Source organism: Micromonospora sp. CNZ309, assembly GCF_002846525.1.
Genome location: NZ_PJNG01000001.1, coordinates 1,800,463 through 1,816,321 on the forward strand (window position 1 = coordinate 1,800,463; position 15,859 = coordinate 1,816,321).

Annotated in this window: 9 protein-coding genes; 3 read left to right on the forward strand and 6 right to left on the reverse strand. The window is 73.8% G+C overall.

Annotated features, from left to right (window positions below; all coding sequences use genetic code 11):
- Window positions 1-32: 32 nt before the first annotated feature.
- The 3 genes from CLT72_RS07210 to CLT72_RS07225 all read right to left on the reverse strand — a co-directional run bounded on the left by CLT72_RS07210 (window position 33) and on the right by CLT72_RS07225 (window position 2,987).
- Window positions 33-572 (reverse strand): hypothetical protein, encoded by a 540-nt coding sequence (locus tag CLT72_RS07210; RefSeq protein WP_101410195.1) that lies wholly within the window; start codon window positions 570-572, stop codon window positions 33-35.
- Window positions 573-646: 74 nt separating this feature from the next.
- Window positions 647-2,299 carry a family 10 glycosylhydrolase gene (locus CLT72_RS07215; protein WP_101410197.1) on the reverse strand — a complete coding sequence of 551 codons (1,653 nt, stop codon included), beginning with the start codon at window positions 2,297-2,299 and terminating at the stop codon, window positions 647-649.
- A 403-nt stretch (window positions 2,300-2,702) separates the two neighbouring features.
- Window positions 2,703-2,987 carry a GNAT family N-acetyltransferase gene (locus tag CLT72_RS07225; protein ID WP_199184506.1) on the reverse strand — a complete coding sequence of 95 codons (285 nt, stop codon included), beginning with the start codon at window positions 2,985-2,987 and terminating at the stop codon, window positions 2,703-2,705.
- Between the two features lie 250 nt (window positions 2,988-3,237).
- On the opposite strand from CLT72_RS07225, the gene CLT72_RS07230 reads away from it, so the two are divergent.
- Window positions 3,238-6,693, forward strand: coding sequence for a galactose-binding domain-containing protein (locus CLT72_RS07230; RefSeq protein ID WP_101410201.1), 3,456 nt, complete (start codon window positions 3,238-3,240; stop codon window positions 6,691-6,693).
- An 84-nt stretch (window positions 6,694-6,777) separates the two neighbouring features.
- On the opposite strand, the gene CLT72_RS07235 is transcribed toward CLT72_RS07230, so the two are convergent.
- Both CLT72_RS07235 and CLT72_RS07240 read right to left on the reverse strand, forming a co-directional pair.
- The gene (locus tag CLT72_RS07235) at window positions 6,778-9,585 is read right to left on the reverse strand and encodes a M48 family metalloprotease (RefSeq protein ID WP_101410203.1); all 2,808 of its coding nucleotides are present in this window, start codon (window positions 9,583-9,585) and stop codon (window positions 6,778-6,780) included.
- Complete coding sequence (locus CLT72_RS07240; protein WP_101410204.1) at window positions 9,582-10,043, reverse strand: hypothetical protein; 462 nt, start codon at window positions 10,041-10,043, stop codon at window positions 9,582-9,584. Before CLT72_RS07240 ends, CLT72_RS07235 begins: the two co-directional genes overlap by 4 nt.
- 339 nt (window positions 10,044-10,382) lie before the next feature.
- Here CLT72_RS07240 and recD2 point away from each other — a divergent pair, with 339 nt between their 5' ends.
- Window positions 10,383-12,587, forward strand: coding sequence for an SF1B family DNA helicase RecD2 (gene recD2, locus CLT72_RS07245; RefSeq protein WP_101410206.1), 2,205 nt, complete (start codon window positions 10,383-10,385; stop codon window positions 12,585-12,587).
- A gap of 78 nt (window positions 12,588-12,665) precedes the next feature.
- On the opposite strand, the gene CLT72_RS07250 is transcribed toward recD2, so the two are convergent.
- Window positions 12,666-14,243, reverse strand: a complete 1,578-nt coding sequence (locus CLT72_RS07250; RefSeq protein WP_101410208.1) for a PucR family transcriptional regulator — start codon at window positions 14,241-14,243, stop codon at window positions 12,666-12,668.
- Window positions 14,244-14,378: 135 nt separating this feature from the next.
- Between CLT72_RS07250 and CLT72_RS07255 the strand changes: the two genes are divergently transcribed.
- On the forward strand, window positions 14,379-15,641 hold the full coding sequence (locus CLT72_RS07255; protein WP_101410210.1) for an FAD-dependent oxidoreductase: 1,263 nt from the start codon (window positions 14,379-14,381) through the stop codon (window positions 15,639-15,641).
- Window positions 15,642-15,859: the final 218 nt, after the last annotated feature.

The following is a 15,859-nucleotide window of genomic DNA, read 5'->3' on the forward strand; positions in this document are numbered from 1 at the left end:
CGACGACTCGGTGGTGCCCTCGATCGCGCGGCTCAGGCCCCGGGTGGCGGCAGCGGCAACTCGACGGCGGCCACCGTCTCGACCCGCGCGGCCGAGTGCGTCGGCGGCGGCATGTCGGCCCGCGGCGAACGGCTGTGCACCCGGCCCCGGCCGGTCGGGTCCGTACGGCTGCTCACCTCGCAGGTCACCATCAGGATCGGCGCGGGCGGCGCGGTAAACCGGCCGGCGCCCCAGCGCACCCACAGCGGGATCCGTCCCGCGTCGGCCTCGGCGAGCAGCTTCTCCCACGTGCGGCGGCGCGTACCGTGGTCGACCTCGACGACGACGGGCGGCCCGTCCGGGCGGGCACACGCCACGTCGAGCACCGACTGCTGCGCGGACATCGGCGGTGGCAGCGGCAACACGCTCGCCGCCCGGCGGTAGACCCGCCAGCCCTGCGCCGTCGCCCACCCGACCACCGTGTCGATCAGGCGGGCGGTGACCTCGTCCGTGGTCAGGTCGGCGAAGGTGACCGGGTCGATCCGGTCGGCCAGCGACGCCGCCAGCCGCTCCGCTTCCCCACCGACCACCACCGCCGCAGGGTAGCCCGCGAGACGGGCCGCCCCCGCGACCGGGGCAGCCAGACGGCTGCCGCCCGGGTGGTCTCCTACCGCGCGCCGACGGCGACCGGGGCGCTGAGCGGGCCCTCGTTGCCGCTGCGGTCCAGGCCGGACACGCAGTAGGACAGCGGGCGGTCGGCCGGGGCGGTGCGGTCCACCCAGCCGGCGCCCCGGGCCGTGCCCACGAGCCGGGCCGCGTCGCCGTCGACGCGGTAGACGGCGAAGCTCGTGGCGCCGTCCCCGCGCCAGGTCAGCGTCACGCCGTCGGCGTTCGCGCGGTGCGCGCCGGTGACCGTGGGAGCGGCGGGCGGCGTCGACGGAAGGTGCGCCATCGTGGGCACCAGCGCCGGGCCGGCGTGGTGGGCCGCGCTGTAGCGGCTGACGGCCCCGAGCCGGTCGGCGCGTACCTGCTTGGCGCTGAAGTGCACGCTGCCGTCGACGCCGTGACGGCGGTTGAGGGCGAGCTGGCGGGTCAGCTCGGCCGGGTCGCGCCAGGCGCCGCGCTCACCCACCCGGTAGTCGGCCTGGCCGATGTAGAGCTGCACCCGCGTGCCGCGTACCGTGGCCGCCCACCACGGCAGCAGCTTCGCGTAGTCGGCCTTGCCGAACCCGATGTGCCAGTAGAGCTGCGGCACGACGTAGTCCAGCCACTGCCGCCGGACCCAGAGCCGGGTGTCGGCGTGGATGTCGTCGTAGCTCTGCAACCCGGCGGTCGCCGAGCCGGCCGGGTCGGTGCGGTCGTTGCGCCAGATGCCGAACGGGCTGATGCCGAACTTCACCCACGGCTTGATCGCCTTGATCCGCTCGCTCATCTCGCGGACCAGCGTGTTCACGTTGTCCCGGCGCCAGGCCCGCTTGTCGGCGAACCCCCGGCCGTAGCGGGCGAACGTCGCGTCGTCCGGGAAGTCCTGCCCGGCCTCCGGGTACGGGTAGAAGAAGTCGTCGAAGTGCACGCCGTCGACGTCGTAGCGCTGGACCGCCTCCAGCATCGCGTCCTCGACGAACGTGCGTGCCTCGGGGATGCCGGGGTTGAAGTAGAGGCGGCTGCCGGGCTTGTCGGCGCTGGGATAGGTCACCACCCAGTCGCGGTGCCGCCGCAGCGGGTGCGTCGGAGCGAGCTGGTCCAGCCTCGGGCCGGGCCCGCCGACGGTGGCCGGCTGCCCGCCCCGGTAGGGGTTGAACCAGGCGTGGAACTCCAGGTTGCGGGCGTGCGCCTCGGCGACCATGAACTCCATCGGGTCCCAGCCCGGGTCACGGCCGTCGCGACGCCCGGTCAGCCACTCCGACCACGGTGCGTACGCCGACGGCCAGAGCGCGTCCCCGCTGGGGCGCACGTGCACGAAGACCGCGTTGTGGTTGCGCCGCACCGCCAGGTCCAGCCAGCCCCGGAACTCGGCCCGCGCAGTCTCGGCCGGCAGTCCCCGCCGGCTCGGCCAGTCGATGTTGTTCACCGTCGTGATCCACATGCCCCGCAGCTCGCGGGGCGCCCGGGCCGGTCGACCGGCGCAGGCGGGGGCGCGATCCGCCGGGGCGGCACCGGAGGCGGTCACGGCGCCCTGCTCCGGCAGGCCGTGTCCACCGGTCACCCGGTCCCGCAGCGACCAGGCGCCCAGGGCGACCGCCACGGCGAGCGCGGCGACCACCGCGACGAATGCCTGGGTACGACGACGGCGGCGGGCGGGCGACTCAGTGGCGGACATCGTCCCAGTCTGCCCAGTCCGGCCCCACCTGGTGAACCAGTTGGAGCGTTAGTTAACGGTCAGCTAAGGGCCGGACGCCGATCCTGTGGCGGGTCCAGCCGGAGTCGTCGCCCTCGACCACTCCGGCGCGGCGCGTCAGGAACGCGACGCCCGCCTCTCGTCAGCGGTGCCGCAGTCACTGTCTGCCGGAACGAACGGGGTGCGCATGCGGGTCATCGCGTCCGCGCTCACGTCCACCGCTCGCCCGCGTTCGCGGTCGGCGTCCCCGTCTCCCTCTGATTCGAAGGGATTCAGGGCGGGCGGCGTCATGTCTGCCAAGACGTACTCCAAGATTTCACAGGGCGGCGCGCAACATGTTCACTGGCAGCTGCGAGCCGGAAGGAAGGCGGGTGGTCGGGGCCCGTCATCGGCCGTCGCGTACCCGCTCCGACAGCCTACCGCTCCCACGCCCGGCGGGGACGGTGAGGTGCGACCGGGCCGGGGCCCAGTCGTCGGCGGGGACCGCGTACAGATCCGAGTCGCGCCAGCCGTCGCGGATGTGGGCGGTGCCACGCATCGGGCCCTCGTACCGCATACCGATCCTGCGCAGCGCCGCCGCCGAGTCGAGGTTGCGGGGATCCGGCAGGCGTGCCCAGTCGTGGACGGCTGCGGTGTCGTCGAGCGTGAGCGGTCGGAGGCTGAGCGGCATGGCGGCACGTCAGATCACCGCGCGGGCACGGCGTGTCGACTTTTGCCCGTGCGGACGAAAGTTCAGACGATCTCGCACAAACATCTAGACATTTAGATTTAAGGATCCTAGTGTTGCCTCACCAGGCAGCGGCGTGCCAGGCCAACCATCAGGACATGACAACGATGTCCGTTCGATGTCCGGGCCCCGCCGCTGAGCCCGAGCGCCGCGCGACGACGTACGTCGTTGTCCCGCTCCCCTGGAGGAGAGAATGCTCGGACCGTCCCGACGAGCACGCGTGCCCATCGCGAGCGCCCTCACCGCCGTCATGGCGGTCGCCGGCCTGTGGCTGTCTTCGCCGAGCGCGGCTGCCGCTCCGCCCCCGCAGGAACCCGGCGTCACCCTGCGCGTCTTCGACCTCCAGGTGCCGCTGGACAAGCTCTGCACCCTGAAGGCCGGCCAGACCCCGAACGTCGACAAGCTCATGCCGACGGTCAACTGGACGAGCGCGGCGGACTTCGGCATCGAGGACCACTTCCTGGTCCATGCCCTCGGCAACCTCACCATCACCCAGGCCGGACGCTACACGTTCCGGCTCATCAGCGACGACGGGTCGCGTCTGCTGATCGACGACACCCTGATCGTCGACCACGACGGTGTGCACGGCCCGGAGGCCAAGGACGGCGCGGTCGACCTGACCGCCGGATACCACTCCCTGCGCATCGAGCACTTCGAGCGTACGGGCGGCCAGCAGCTCACGTTGCAGTGGCAGACGCCGGGCTCCGGCACGTTCGTGGACGTCCCGGACTCGGCGCTGAGCACCGACGCCGGCGTCGTGCGGGTGACCGCGCCCGGCCGCAAGGAATGCGAGGCCAGTGGCGACTCCCCCGGCGACGGCCTGCCGCTCACGTCGGTGCACCCGAACTACACCCTCACCGACCTGCGCCCGAGCGGCTTCCAGCCGCAGGTCACCGGGTTCGACTGGTTCCCCGACGGCCGCCTGGCCGTGTCCACCTGGGGAGGCTCCCTGACCAGCGTGGGCGAGGTGTGGATCCTGGGCAACGTCACCGGCAGCACCAGCGCCGGCCAGGTGACCCGGCAACGGGTGGCGACGGGGCTCCAGGAGCCGATGGGCATCAAGATCGTCGACGGGAAGATCTACGTCGCGGAGAAGGCGAAGCTCACCGAACTCAACGACACCAACGGCGACGGCGTGACCGACCAGTACCGCACCGTGGCCACCTGGCCGTTCGGCAGCAACTTCCACGAGTTCGGGTTCGGCCTGCTGTACCGGGACGGGTACTTCTACCTGAACCTCTCGGTGTCCATCAACTACGGCGGGGCCACGACCGACCCGCAACCGGCCCCGAACCGGGGCACCACCATCAGGGTGAACCGCAGCACCGGCGCGGTCGACTACGTGGCCGGCGGCCTGCGCACCCCGCACGGCATCGGCTGGGGCCCCGAGGGCGACATCTTCGTCACCGACAACCAGGGTGGCTGGCTGCCGTCGTCGAAGCTCGTGCACGTCAAGCAGGGCCGCTTCTTCAACCACTACATGAACCCGCCCGGGCCGTTCGACGACAACCCGGTGGTCCAGCCGGTCCTGTGGATGCCGCAGAACGAGATCGGCAACTCGCCGAGCACCCCGGTCATGGTGACGCAGGGCCCCTTCGCCGGGCAGATGCTCATCGGCGACGTGACCTACGGCGGGCTCCAGCGGGCCTACCTGGAGAAGGTCGACGGCGAGTACCAGGGGGCGCTGTTCAGGATGACCCAGGGCCTGGAGGCGGGGGTGTCCGAGGTCAGCGTTGGCCCCGACGGCGCCATCTACACCGGCGGCCTGCACGGCGGCGGCAACTGGGGGCAGGACGGCAAGCTCAGCTACGGCCTGCAGAAGATCGCCCCGAACGGCGGCAACCACTTCGACATGCGGGCGATGCGGGCCCTGCCCAACGGCTTCGAGATCGAATACACCCAGCCGCTGTCGGCGGCGACCGCCACGGCACTGGCCACCAGGTACCGGGTGAAGCAGTGGCGTTACGTGGCGACGGCCGCGTACGGCGGGCCGAAGGTCGACGAGGAGACCCTGCCGGTCTCGTCGGCCACGCTGTCGCAGGACGGAAAGACGGTCACACTGGTGATCAACGGCCTCAAGGCCGGTCGGGTGGTGCACGTCCGATCACCCCGGCCGTTCGCGGCCAGCAACGGTCAGTCGCTGTGGAGCACCGAGGTGTGGTACACGCTCAACGCCATCCCCGGGCAGAAGCCGCCCGTGAACCTCGCGCTCGGCAGGACGGCGACCGCCGACAGCTCCTGCTCGGCCACCGAGCGCCCGGCCAAGGCCGTCAACGGAACGACCACCAGCGGCAACCTCGACAAGTGGTGTTCGACGGGCACGAACAAGTGGCTTCGGGTCGACCTGGGCGCCACCCGGAGCGTGAACCGCTTCGTCGTACGGCACGCGGGCGCGGGCGGCGAGAACACCGCCTGGAACACCCGCGACTTCACCATCCAGACCAGCACCGACGGCACATCCTGGACGACGGCGGCGACCGTCACCGCCAACACCGCCAACACCACCACCCACGACATCTCCCTCACCCAGGTCAGATACGTCCGACTCAACGTCACCAAGGCCACCAGCACCACCGACAACGCGGCCCGGATCTACGAGTTCGAGGCCTACGGTGGGCAGGCCGCCACCGAGAACCTCGCGCTGGGCAGGACGGCGACGGCCGACAGTTCCTGTTCGGCCACCGAGGGCCCGGCCAAGGCCGTGAACGGCAGCGTGACCGGCGGCAACAGCGACAAGTGGTGCTCGTCGGGCACGAACAAGTGGCTTCGGGTCGACCTGGGCGCCACCCGGAGCGTGAACCGCTTCGTCGTACGGCACGCGGGCGCGGGCGGCGAGAACACCGCCTGGAACACCCGCGACTTCACCATCCAGACCAGCACCGACGGCACATCCTGGACGACCGCGGTGACCGTCACCGCCAACACCGCCAACACCACCACCCACGACATCTCCCCCACCCAGGCCAGATACGTCCGACTCAACGTCACCAAGGCCACCAGCACCACCGACAACGCGGCCCGGATCTACGAGTTCGAGGCCCACGGCTCCGGAGGAGACACCGGCCGCGTCACGCTGCTCGACGGGTCCAACCTCGACAACTTCGAGTACACCAACGGCACTCCGGCGACGTGGCCGCTGGCCAAGGGCGGGGTGGAGGTCCTCGGCGGCGACATCCGCAGCAGGCGCGCTTTCGGTGACTTCCGGCTGCACGTCGAATTCTGGCTGCCCAACCTTCCGCCGGACGTCACCGGCCAGGCCCGTGCCAACAGCGGAATCTACCTACAGGACCGCTACGAGCTTCAGGTCCTGGACTCCTTCGGCGACACCACCCCGGCCAACGACGAGGGCGGCGCCATCTACGGAAAGATCGCGCCGTCGGTCAACGCGGCCACCGCCCCGGAGACGTGGCAGACCTACGACGTCACCTTCCGCGCGGCCCGCTTCGACAGCGCCGGAGTCAAGACGGAGAACGCCCGGGTCACCGTCGTGTGGAACGGCGTCACCGTCCACGACAACGCGGTGATCAACGGGCCCACGGGCAACGGCGCCCCGGAGGGACCCGCCGTGGGGCCGATCCGGCTGCAGGACCACGGTGACCCCGGCCTCAACGTCCACTACCGCAACATCTGGGTCGAACCGATTCGCTGACGCGCCACCGAGGGGACGACGATCGCGCGCGGGTCGTCGTCCCCTCGGCCATCGCCCCGCCGTGGGCGGATCGACGGTCGCCGGTCAGTCGGCCAGTCCCGCCACGGCGGCCTCGACCGCCGCCTCGAGCAGCCGCTCGTCCAGGGGCTCCATGACGGCGCCGGCGTAGACGGTCACGAGGTTGTGCCCCGCCCGGACGATCACGAAGGCCGACCGTCCGGTGATACGGGCCCGCCCGCTGCCCGCGCTGAGCCGGTAGTCCACCCGCCAGGACTGCTCACCGAGCGCGGGCGGCGGCTGCGCGTCGACCGCGAACCGGAGCGCCGGGCCGGCCCCACCCCGGGCGGTGAACCGGGGGCAGGCCCGCCGCGCCGACTCCGCCTCGGCGAGCACCGACGCGGGCACCGGTTCGGCGTGGGACCTGACCTCGATCACCAGTTCGGCCGACGCGGTGGCGGTGAGGCCGGGCACCGTGTCGTAGCGGGCCCGCTCCCGGACCCGTTCGACTCCACCGAGCCGGTCCAGGTAGGAGTCCTCGGCCAGGGGCCGGCAGGCCGACGGCTCTATCCGGGAGCCGCCGCCCTCAGGCCGGTCGGGTGGCACCCGCCACCCCCGGGGCAGCACCGCCCTGACCGCGCCGGCCGCCCGGCGGGCCTCCGCGCGGGTGAGCGGCCGACCGGGGTCGGGTCGCCCCGGAGCGGACCGCGTGGGCACCGGGGTGGCGTCGGGCACCGGCGGGTCGGTCGGAGCGGCCGACGGCGCTGAGAGCCTGGCCGGCTCCGCCACCGGAAGCGGGGCGTACGCCCCGGGGATCCCCGGACCGAGTACCGCCACCGCGAACAGGGCCGCCAGCACCCCGACCGCCGCGACGGCCACGCGGGCGCTGCCCGCAGCGGACCGGGTGGGTCCAGGCAGGACCGGCCGGGAAACCAGGAACGGCAGGGTGAACGCGACGAGATGACCCAGCCAGGCCAGCGGGGCCAGCAGGTGCGCCTCGGCGGCGTCCAGCCCGTCCGCCCGCCCGGTCACCAGGGCGTGCGCGTACTGCAGCAGCGCCGCCGCCGTGCCGGCCGCCCAGCCCGCGGTCAACGCCCGGCCGACACCGGCGCGGCGGCCGACCGCGAGCACCACCAGGACCGCCCAGCCGGTGAGCGCGCAGAGCAGCCAGCGCTGTTGGGCCTGCCGGACCGCCTCGGCCAGGGTGTCCGGCGGGAACAGCTCGGTCCGCCACACAGCGGCCCCCGCACCGACCAGCACGGCGGTCAGGACCACCGCCACGACTCCCCGGTCCCACCGGCGCGGCGGGCGTCGGTGTCCCGCCCCGGCCCCGCGCGGCAGCAGGCCGACCAGCACCGGTACCAGCAGCGCGAGCAGCGGCCAACCACTGCGTGGCAGCGCGAAGACCAGCCAGTTGCGGGCCGCGTGGCCGTCGGTCGGCACGGACGCCACCGCCGGCAACGGCCAGAGCACCGCGACACCGGCGGCCAACGCGACCAGGTACGTGGCGGAACGCCAGCCGACCGACCCGGGCCGGAGGGCGACCACCAGCCGCGCCAGCAGCACGCAGAGCCCGGCCACCGACGCGGCGAGTGGCCCCGCGAGCGCGGCGACGAACAGCGCGACGGGGACGTCCGGCCGGGCGGAGACGCCCGAGCTTCCCGGAACCGGCAGCGCGGTGGCGACGAACGCCGTCACCGCGAAGCCGATGGCCGCGCCGAGAACGGGCCGCCACCAGCCGCCCGCCCCGGCGGCGGCCCGGCGGACCAGCGCGGGCAACAGCCCGAGGGTCAGCAGGACGGCCCCGACCCAGACCGCGACGGGCGGGCCGACGGCCGCCTGCGCGGTCAGGAAGAGGTCACGCACGAGGGCGTCGGCGGCACCCGCCGCCAGCATCGCGACCGCGCCGACCGCCAGCCCGTGGGTCATGCCACCCGGCGGATCCGCCGGCCGGCCGAGCACCGCCGCCCGGGTCGCCGGGTCCGGATGCCGGGCCAGCAGCCGACGCCGTCGCGCGGGACGAACGGTTCCGGCACGGAGCAGTGCGGCCAGATGCCCGGCGTGGCCGACGCCGGCGGCGTACCGGTCTGCTTCCCGCTCGCGCCGCCGCAGCAGCCCGGCCGCCAGCAGCGCGGTCAGCACCGCGATGACCGCCGCGCGACCGAGCGCCGTCAGGTAGGTCGCGTTCAGCCCGAAGAAGGCCACCTCGAGCAGGCCGGCCGTGAGTACTGCCGGCACCGGCAACCAGATCAGGCCGCGCACGGCCGACGCCCAGGCCACGTCCCGGGCGAGGACGTGCGCGAGTTCGTGCGCCACCACGGGGTCGAACCGCGCCGGGTCGGCGTGGGCCACCGCGACGGCCGCCGGGAGCACCACCGTCGGCCGGCCGATCACACCACCCGTGGTGTACGCCTGCCGTACGGGCGGGGCGGCGACGACCAACCTCGGCCGGCGTCGCCCAGCCAGCCCGTTGCGGTCGCACAGATCGGCGAAGCGTTCCTGCGCGCCCGGCACGGTGAGCCGGCGACGAAGCCGACGCCGGTCGGCCAGCGGCAGGACCAGGACGAGCGCCGCCGCCGCGCCCAGCGCGATCCCGGCCCCGGCGAGCATGACCACACCGCGCCGGCCGAACTGCCCGGCCAGGCAGCGGTCGCGGGCAGCCGACTGCTCCGCCGCCTCCACCGGGTGGGCCCGGGTGCAGACGTCGACGGTGGCCGCCCAGGGTCGGGAGAGCGAACGGTCGGCGAGGAAGTAGAGGCCGCCCGCGCTGATCCCGACGCTGACCAGGGACGCCAGCACGAGTGCGTAGAGCCAGCCGAGCCGGTCCGGCGGAAGGCGCGCGCCGACACCGGGACCACCCTCCTGGTGGGCCTCGCCGGCACCCGGTCCGGTCATGCGTCCGGCGGATCGACCATCGCACCGACGGCCGCGTCGGCGAGCAGTCGCGCGCGGTCGGGGTCCAGGCCCAGCGCCAGCGCGTGCCGGTGGCACGCCTCCCGCAATCGGCGCGCCTGTTCGGGATCCAGCCCCGCCCGGGCGTCGGGCGCGGCGGGCAGTTCGTGGCGGCGGCGACGCAGCAGGCCGGCCCGGACGGTGGTGGCACCGAGGACCAGAACCTCGCCCACGGCGGCGGCCACCACCTGGAGCACGAGTTCGGTGACCATGGTGACGTCGATGCCGAAGCCGACCCCACCCTGCGGGACGGACCAGCTCACGCGTCCCTTCGACAGCTGCCGTCGCCAGCCGGCGGCCACCTCGTCGAAGACCGGAAGTTCCTCGGGGGCGATTCGACGGACCGCCGCGTGGGCAGCGCCCACGACCAGATCGGCGGCGACGTTCTGGGGCTCGGTCACGACATCATCGTGCCGGTACGGCGCCAGCCCGAAAACCCGACAGTAAGGTTCCGGTCTGTTCCATGGACCGTGACTGGCTGCGCCGGACCTCGACGGCGGCGGTGTGGTTCCGCTTGCCTGATACCACACAGGTATTTTCATGCCGCAGAGGTATCAGCGTCCCGGTGGCAGTGGTTCATCGGCTCTGCGCGCCTTGCACGTCCTCCCGCCAGCCAGCGCGCCGCCGTCCGCGTATCCGGGGACCGGCGGGATCCACGATCCGTCCGCGCGGGACGGCTCCGCCACGGTCCCGCGCCGGGCCGCGGGGACCGTGGCGTCGGCGGGAGGCAGGATGGGCGGGTGACCGCCCCCACCCACGCACCCTCCGCCGTGTTGGACGCGGTGCTCGAACGGTTGACGTACGTCAACGAGGAGACCGGCTACACCGTCGCCCGGGTGGCCACCGACCGGGGCAGCGACCTGCTCACGGTGGTCGGTGCGCTGCTGGGGGCCCAGCCGGGCGAGAGCCTGCGCCTGTCCGGCCGATGGTCTTCGCACCCGCAGTACGGGCGGCAGTTCGAGGTGCACTCGTACACCACCGTGCTGCCGGCCACGATTCAGGGCATCCGCCGCTACCTCGGTTCCGGGCTGGTCAAGGGCATCGGTCCGGTGTTCGCCGAGCGGATCGTCGCGCACTTCGGCCTCGACACCCTCCGCGTGATCGAGGAGGAGCCCGCCCGGCTGGTCGAGGTGCCGGGCCTGGGACCGAAGCGCACCGCGAAGATCACCGCGGCGTGGGCGGAGCAGAAGGCCATCAAGGAGGTGATGGTCTTCCTCCAGGGCGTCGGCGTGTCCACCTCCCTGGCCGTACGGATCTTCAAGCAGTACGGCGACGCCGCCATCACCGTGGTCAGGAACGAGCCGTACCGGCTGGCGGCCGACGTGTGGGGCATCGGCTTCAAGACCGCCGACACCATCGCCCAGGCCGTGGGGATCCCGCACGACAGCCCGCAGCGGGTCAAGGCCGGACTGCAACACACCCTGTCGGAGGCCACCGACGACGGGCACTGCTACCTGCCCCACCCGAAGCTCGTCGACGACGCGGTCACGATCCTCGACGTGCCGGGCGACCTCGTCACCGCCTGCCTCGACGAACTCGTCGAGGAGGAGGGCGTGGTCCGCGAGACGCTGCCCGGGCCGGACGGCGAGCCGACGACGGCCGTGTACCTGGTGCCGTTCCACCGCGCCGAGCAGTCCCTCGCCGGGTCCCTGCTGCGGCTGCTGCGCGACCGCGCCGACCGGCTGCCCCACTTCACCGGCGTCGACTGGGGCAGGGCGCTGGCCTGGTTGAAGGCCCGTACGGGCACCGACCTCGCCCCCGAGCAGGAGCAGGCCGTCCGCCTCGCCCTCACCTCCCGGGTCGCCGTACTGACCGGCGGGCCCGGCTGCGGCAAGAGCTTCACCGTCCGATCGATCGTCGAACTCGCCGCCGCGAAGAAGGCCAAGGTCACCCTCGTGGCGCCGACGGGCCGCGCCGCGAAGCGCCTGTCGGAGCTGACCGGGCATCCCGCGGCCACCGTGCACCGGCTGTTGCAGCTGCGCCCGGGCGGGGAGGCCAGCCACGATCGGGACAATCCCCTCGACGTCGACCTCCTCGTCGTCGACGAGGCCTCCATGCTGGACCTCATCCTGGCCAACAAGCTCGTCAAGGCCGTACCGCCCGGCGCGCACCTGCTGCTCGTCGGCGACGTCGACCAGCTCCCCTCGGTCGGCGCCGGCGAGGTGCTGCGGGACCTGCTCGCCGCACCGGCCATCCCCCGGGTCCGGCTCACGCAGGTGTTCCGCCAGGCCGCGGAGTCCGGGGTCGTCACCAACGCCCACCGGATCAACGCCGGCAGGCCGCCACTCCTCCAGGGCCTCAGCGACTTCTTCCTGTTCGCCAGCGACGACACCGACGCCACCGCCGCCCTGACCGTCGACGTCGCCTGCGCCCGGATCCCCGCCCGCTTCGGCCTGGACCCGCGCCGCGACGTCCAGGTGCTCACCCCCATGCACCGCGGCCCGGCCGGCGCGGCGGCCCTGAACACGCTGCTCCAGCAGCGGCTCACCCCGGCACGCGAGGGGCAGCCTGAGCGGCGTCTGGGCGGACGGGTGTTCCGCGTCGGCGACAAGGTCACCCAGATCCGCAACAACTACGACAAGGGCCAGGCCGGCGTGTTCAACGGCACCGTCGGCATCGTCACCGCCCTGAGCACGGAGGAGCAGACCCTGACGGTACGCACCGACGAGGACGAGAGCATCGACTACGACTTCGACGAGCTCGACGAACTCGCCCACGCGTACGCCGTGACGATCCACCGCTCGCAGGGCTCCGAGTACCCGGCCGTGGTCGTCCCGCTGACCACCAGCGCCTGGATGATGCTGCGACGCAACCTGCTCTACACGGCCGTCACCCGCGCCAGGAAGCTCGTCGTCCTCGTCGGCTCCCGCCGCGCCCTGGCCGCCGCCGTCCGCACCGTCGGCGCCGGGCGCCGCCACACCGCCCTCGACCACCGTCTCGCCTGAGCAGTCCGACGTCCCCGTGCCGCCGGGCCCAGCCGTCGGGACGAACCGGGCGCCCGGCCCACCGGTTGCCCGCGGCTGTCAACCCGCCGGGCGGGGCGCGGACCCCGCGCGGTCCAGCGCCGCGAGCTGGATCTGCAACGCCAGCCGGGTGCGCGGCGAGCCGAGGTCGACGGGGACGACCTCGGTGAGGCGACGCAGCCGGTACCGGAGGGTGTTGGGATGCACGTGCAGCTGTCGGGCGGCCCTCGTCGGGTCGCCCTGCTGGTCCAGCCAGGCGGCCACCGTGGCGACGTAGTCGGTGCCGTGCTCCCGGTCGTGGGCCACGAGGACGGGCAGCGGCCCACCCACCAGCAGGTCGCCGCTCGGCACCGCGCCGACCACCCGGTGCACGACCACCTCGGCCCACTGGTCCTCGAACCGCAGCACCGGACCGCGTCGCCCCGCCGGGGCGCACAACGCGAGCAGCTCCGCCGCCTCGGCGCGCGATCGCGGCAGCTCCGTCAGGTCCCGGGCGACACCGCCGGACGCGGCGTACAGGCCCGGGTCGTGCACGGCGACGTCGTGGATCAGCTTCTCCATCCACCGCCGCGACCCGGGCGAGGTGCCCCCGTCGACCAGGACGGCGAACAGGACGTCGCCGACGTCCGCGAGCAGCGGCTGGCGCCAGCCGTGGCGGCGGGTGATCGACTCCCACAGGGCGAGGTTGTCGACCATCTCCCCCGTACCGCCGTGCGCACCGAGGGCCACGACCCGCCACGGCCCCTCGGCCAGCGCCAACTCCTCGCGCCCGATGCCGCCCGGGGCCCGCAGGACGGCCCGCAGCCGGTCGGCCGACACCCGGCGCGCGACGTCGGCCTGTACGCGCAGGCGCAGCAGGTGCAGGGCCAGCACCGACGCCGTGCCCTGGAGATCGCGCAGCCGCTCCTCCGGCACGGGGCCCTCGACGACGGCCCAGATCGAGCCGAGCAGTTCGCCTCCGGCACGGATCGGGATGATGAGGCGGGGCAGCGTCCCGTCCGGGCCCTGCGGTACGAAGATCAGCTCGCTGCCCGTCGCGAGCTTGCGGAAGACGCCACGGGAACGGAAGTGGGCGATCACGTCGCCGGGCGCGCGGCGGCCCACGATCGTCGACACGCGCGCCGGGTCGGTGCGGTCCTGGCGCGACGAGTAGGCGAGCACCCGGGACCGGGCGTCCTCGATCGTGACCGGCGCGTCGACGACGGCGGCGGTCGCGTCGGCGAGGGCGAACAGCTCGTCGTACACGCCGGGCTCCCCGGTCTCCGGCGAGCCCGGCGCGACGGCCCGGTCGATCACCCCGCGCAGCAGCCAGACGAGCTGGGCCCAGGAGCCGTGGCGCTGCAACTCCACCAGGGTCAGGCGCCGCTCGGTGGCGGCCGACGTCACGTCGGGGTGCGCGGCCAGCGGGGGCTTGAGGACGAGGCCCGCCGCCCCGGCCTCGTGGCAGCGCGCGACGACGGCGAGTGCCTGCTCGCGGGTGGCGATGCCCGCGCCGAGGACGAGGTCGCCGCTCTGGCCGGGCGTGGCGTCGTCGAGCTCGGCGAGGGTCACGTCGCGTACCTCCGCCTCGCCGGCGGGGACGACGACCTTGAGCAACGCGGCGCCGGCCGCGTCCACCACGCCGGCCACGGTGAGCATGCCGCGATTGTGCCTCGGTCTTGTGCCACCCGGCCAACGACCTGGGCGATCCTTGGCCGCGACGGACAATGACCTCTCGGCCCGGCGGGGACAGGATTGGCCGCAATCCCCGTTGCACCTGAAGGAGAAAACGACATGTCCCCCGTCGAGTCAGTGCCCACCCCCCAGCACGTCGCCGTCGTCGGCGCGGGGATGGTCGGGCTGGCCACCGCCTGGTTCCTTCAGGAGCGGGGGGTCCGGGTCACCGTGCTCGACCGTACGGGCGTGGCGGCGGGCGCGTCGTGGGGCAACGCCGGCTGGCTCACCCCCGGCATCACCACTCCCCTGCCCGAGCCGGCCGTGCTGCGCTACGGGGTGCGCGCCGTGCTCAGCCCGTCCTCGCCGGTCTACGTGCCGCCGCGCGCGGACGCCCGGCTGCTGCGGTTCCTGGCCGGCTTCGCGCGGCACAGCACGCCGTCGAAGTGGCAGCGCGCGATGCGGGCCCTCATCCCGATGAACCGGCGGGCGCTGGCGGCGTTCGACGCGCTGACGGCCGGCGGGGTCGCGGCGCCGACGCACGAGGCGAAGTCGTTCCTCGCGGCGTACCGGACCGAGGCCGAACGGTCGGTGCTGCTCGACGAGCTGGCGCACATCCACGCCGCGGGCCAGGGCATCGAGTTCGACGTCCTGACCGGGGCCGAGGCCCGCGAGGTGGAGCCCTCCCTGTCGGACGCGGTCGGCGCCGCCATCCGCCTGCACGACCAGCGCTACGTGAACCCGGGGCAGTACGTGCACGCGCTGGCCGACTCCGTGTGCGCGCGCGGCGGCGCGATCGTGGCCGGCGTGGACGTCGTGGACGTGCGCGACGAGGCGGGCGGCGTGCGCGTGGTGACCTCCGCCGGCACCGACGAGCGCTACGACGCGGTGGTGCTGGCGACCGGCACCTGGCTCGGCCAGCTCGCCCGGCGGTTCGGCGTCCGCACCCTCGTGCAGGCCGGCCGCGGCTACAGCTTCAGCGTCGCGATCGAGCACCTGCCGGCCGGGCCGGTCTACTTCCCCGCCCAGCGCGTCGCCTGCACCCCACTGGGCGACCGGCTGCGCGTCGCCGGGATGATGGAGTTCCGCAGCGCCGAGGCGCCGCTGGACCGGCGCCGCATCTCGGCCATCGCCGAGGCCGCCCGACCACTGCTGCGGGGCGCCGACCTGGACGACCGTACCGACGAGTGGGTCGGCTCGCGCCCCTGCACCCCGGACGGGCTTCCCCTGATCGGCCGGACCAGGTCACCGCGCGTCTTCGCCGCCGGCGGCCACGGCATGTGGGGCATCACCCTCGGCCCGCTCACCGGCGAACTGCTCGCCGAGCAGATCGCCGGCGGCGGGCAGCCCGTGGAGCTTCGCCCCTTCGACCCGCTGCGCTGAGCCGGGCGCGCCGGAGGTTCCACGGGAGGCGGGCAACGATCGGACGTCGCTCCGCAGGGCGGCGGGTGGCGCGGATCGCCGGTGCGACCCCGGCTGGCAGGGGGCGCAGTAGCGGGCCGCCGGGCGGTGCGCCAACTCCTCGATCGGGATGTCGCGGCCGCATCCCTGGCAGGTGCCGTAGTGCCCCTGTTCCAGGTAGTGCAGCGCCCGGGCGATGT

Coding starts and splice junctions, on each gene's coding strand:
- CLT72_RS07235 (WP_101410203.1), bottom strand. CDS start 9,585: ATGACCGGACCGGGTGCCGGCGAGGCCCACCAGGAGGGTGGTCCCGGT.
- CLT72_RS07225 (WP_199184506.1), bottom strand. CDS start 2,987: ATGCCGCTCAGCCTCCGACCGCTCACGCTCGACGACACCGCAGCCGTC.
- CLT72_RS07215 (WP_101410197.1), bottom strand. CDS start 2,299: ATGTCCGCCACTGAGTCGCCCGCCCGCCGCCGTCGTCGTACCCAGGCA.
- CLT72_RS07250 (WP_101410208.1), bottom strand. CDS start 14,243: ATGCTCACCGTGGCCGGCGTGGTGGACGCGGCCGGCGCCGCGTTGCTC.
- CLT72_RS07255 (WP_101410210.1), top strand. CDS start 14,379: ATGTCCCCCGTCGAGTCAGTGCCCACCCCCCAGCACGTCGCCGTCGTC.
- CLT72_RS07230 (WP_101410201.1), top strand. CDS start 3,238: ATGCTCGGACCGTCCCGACGAGCACGCGTGCCCATCGCGAGCGCCCTC.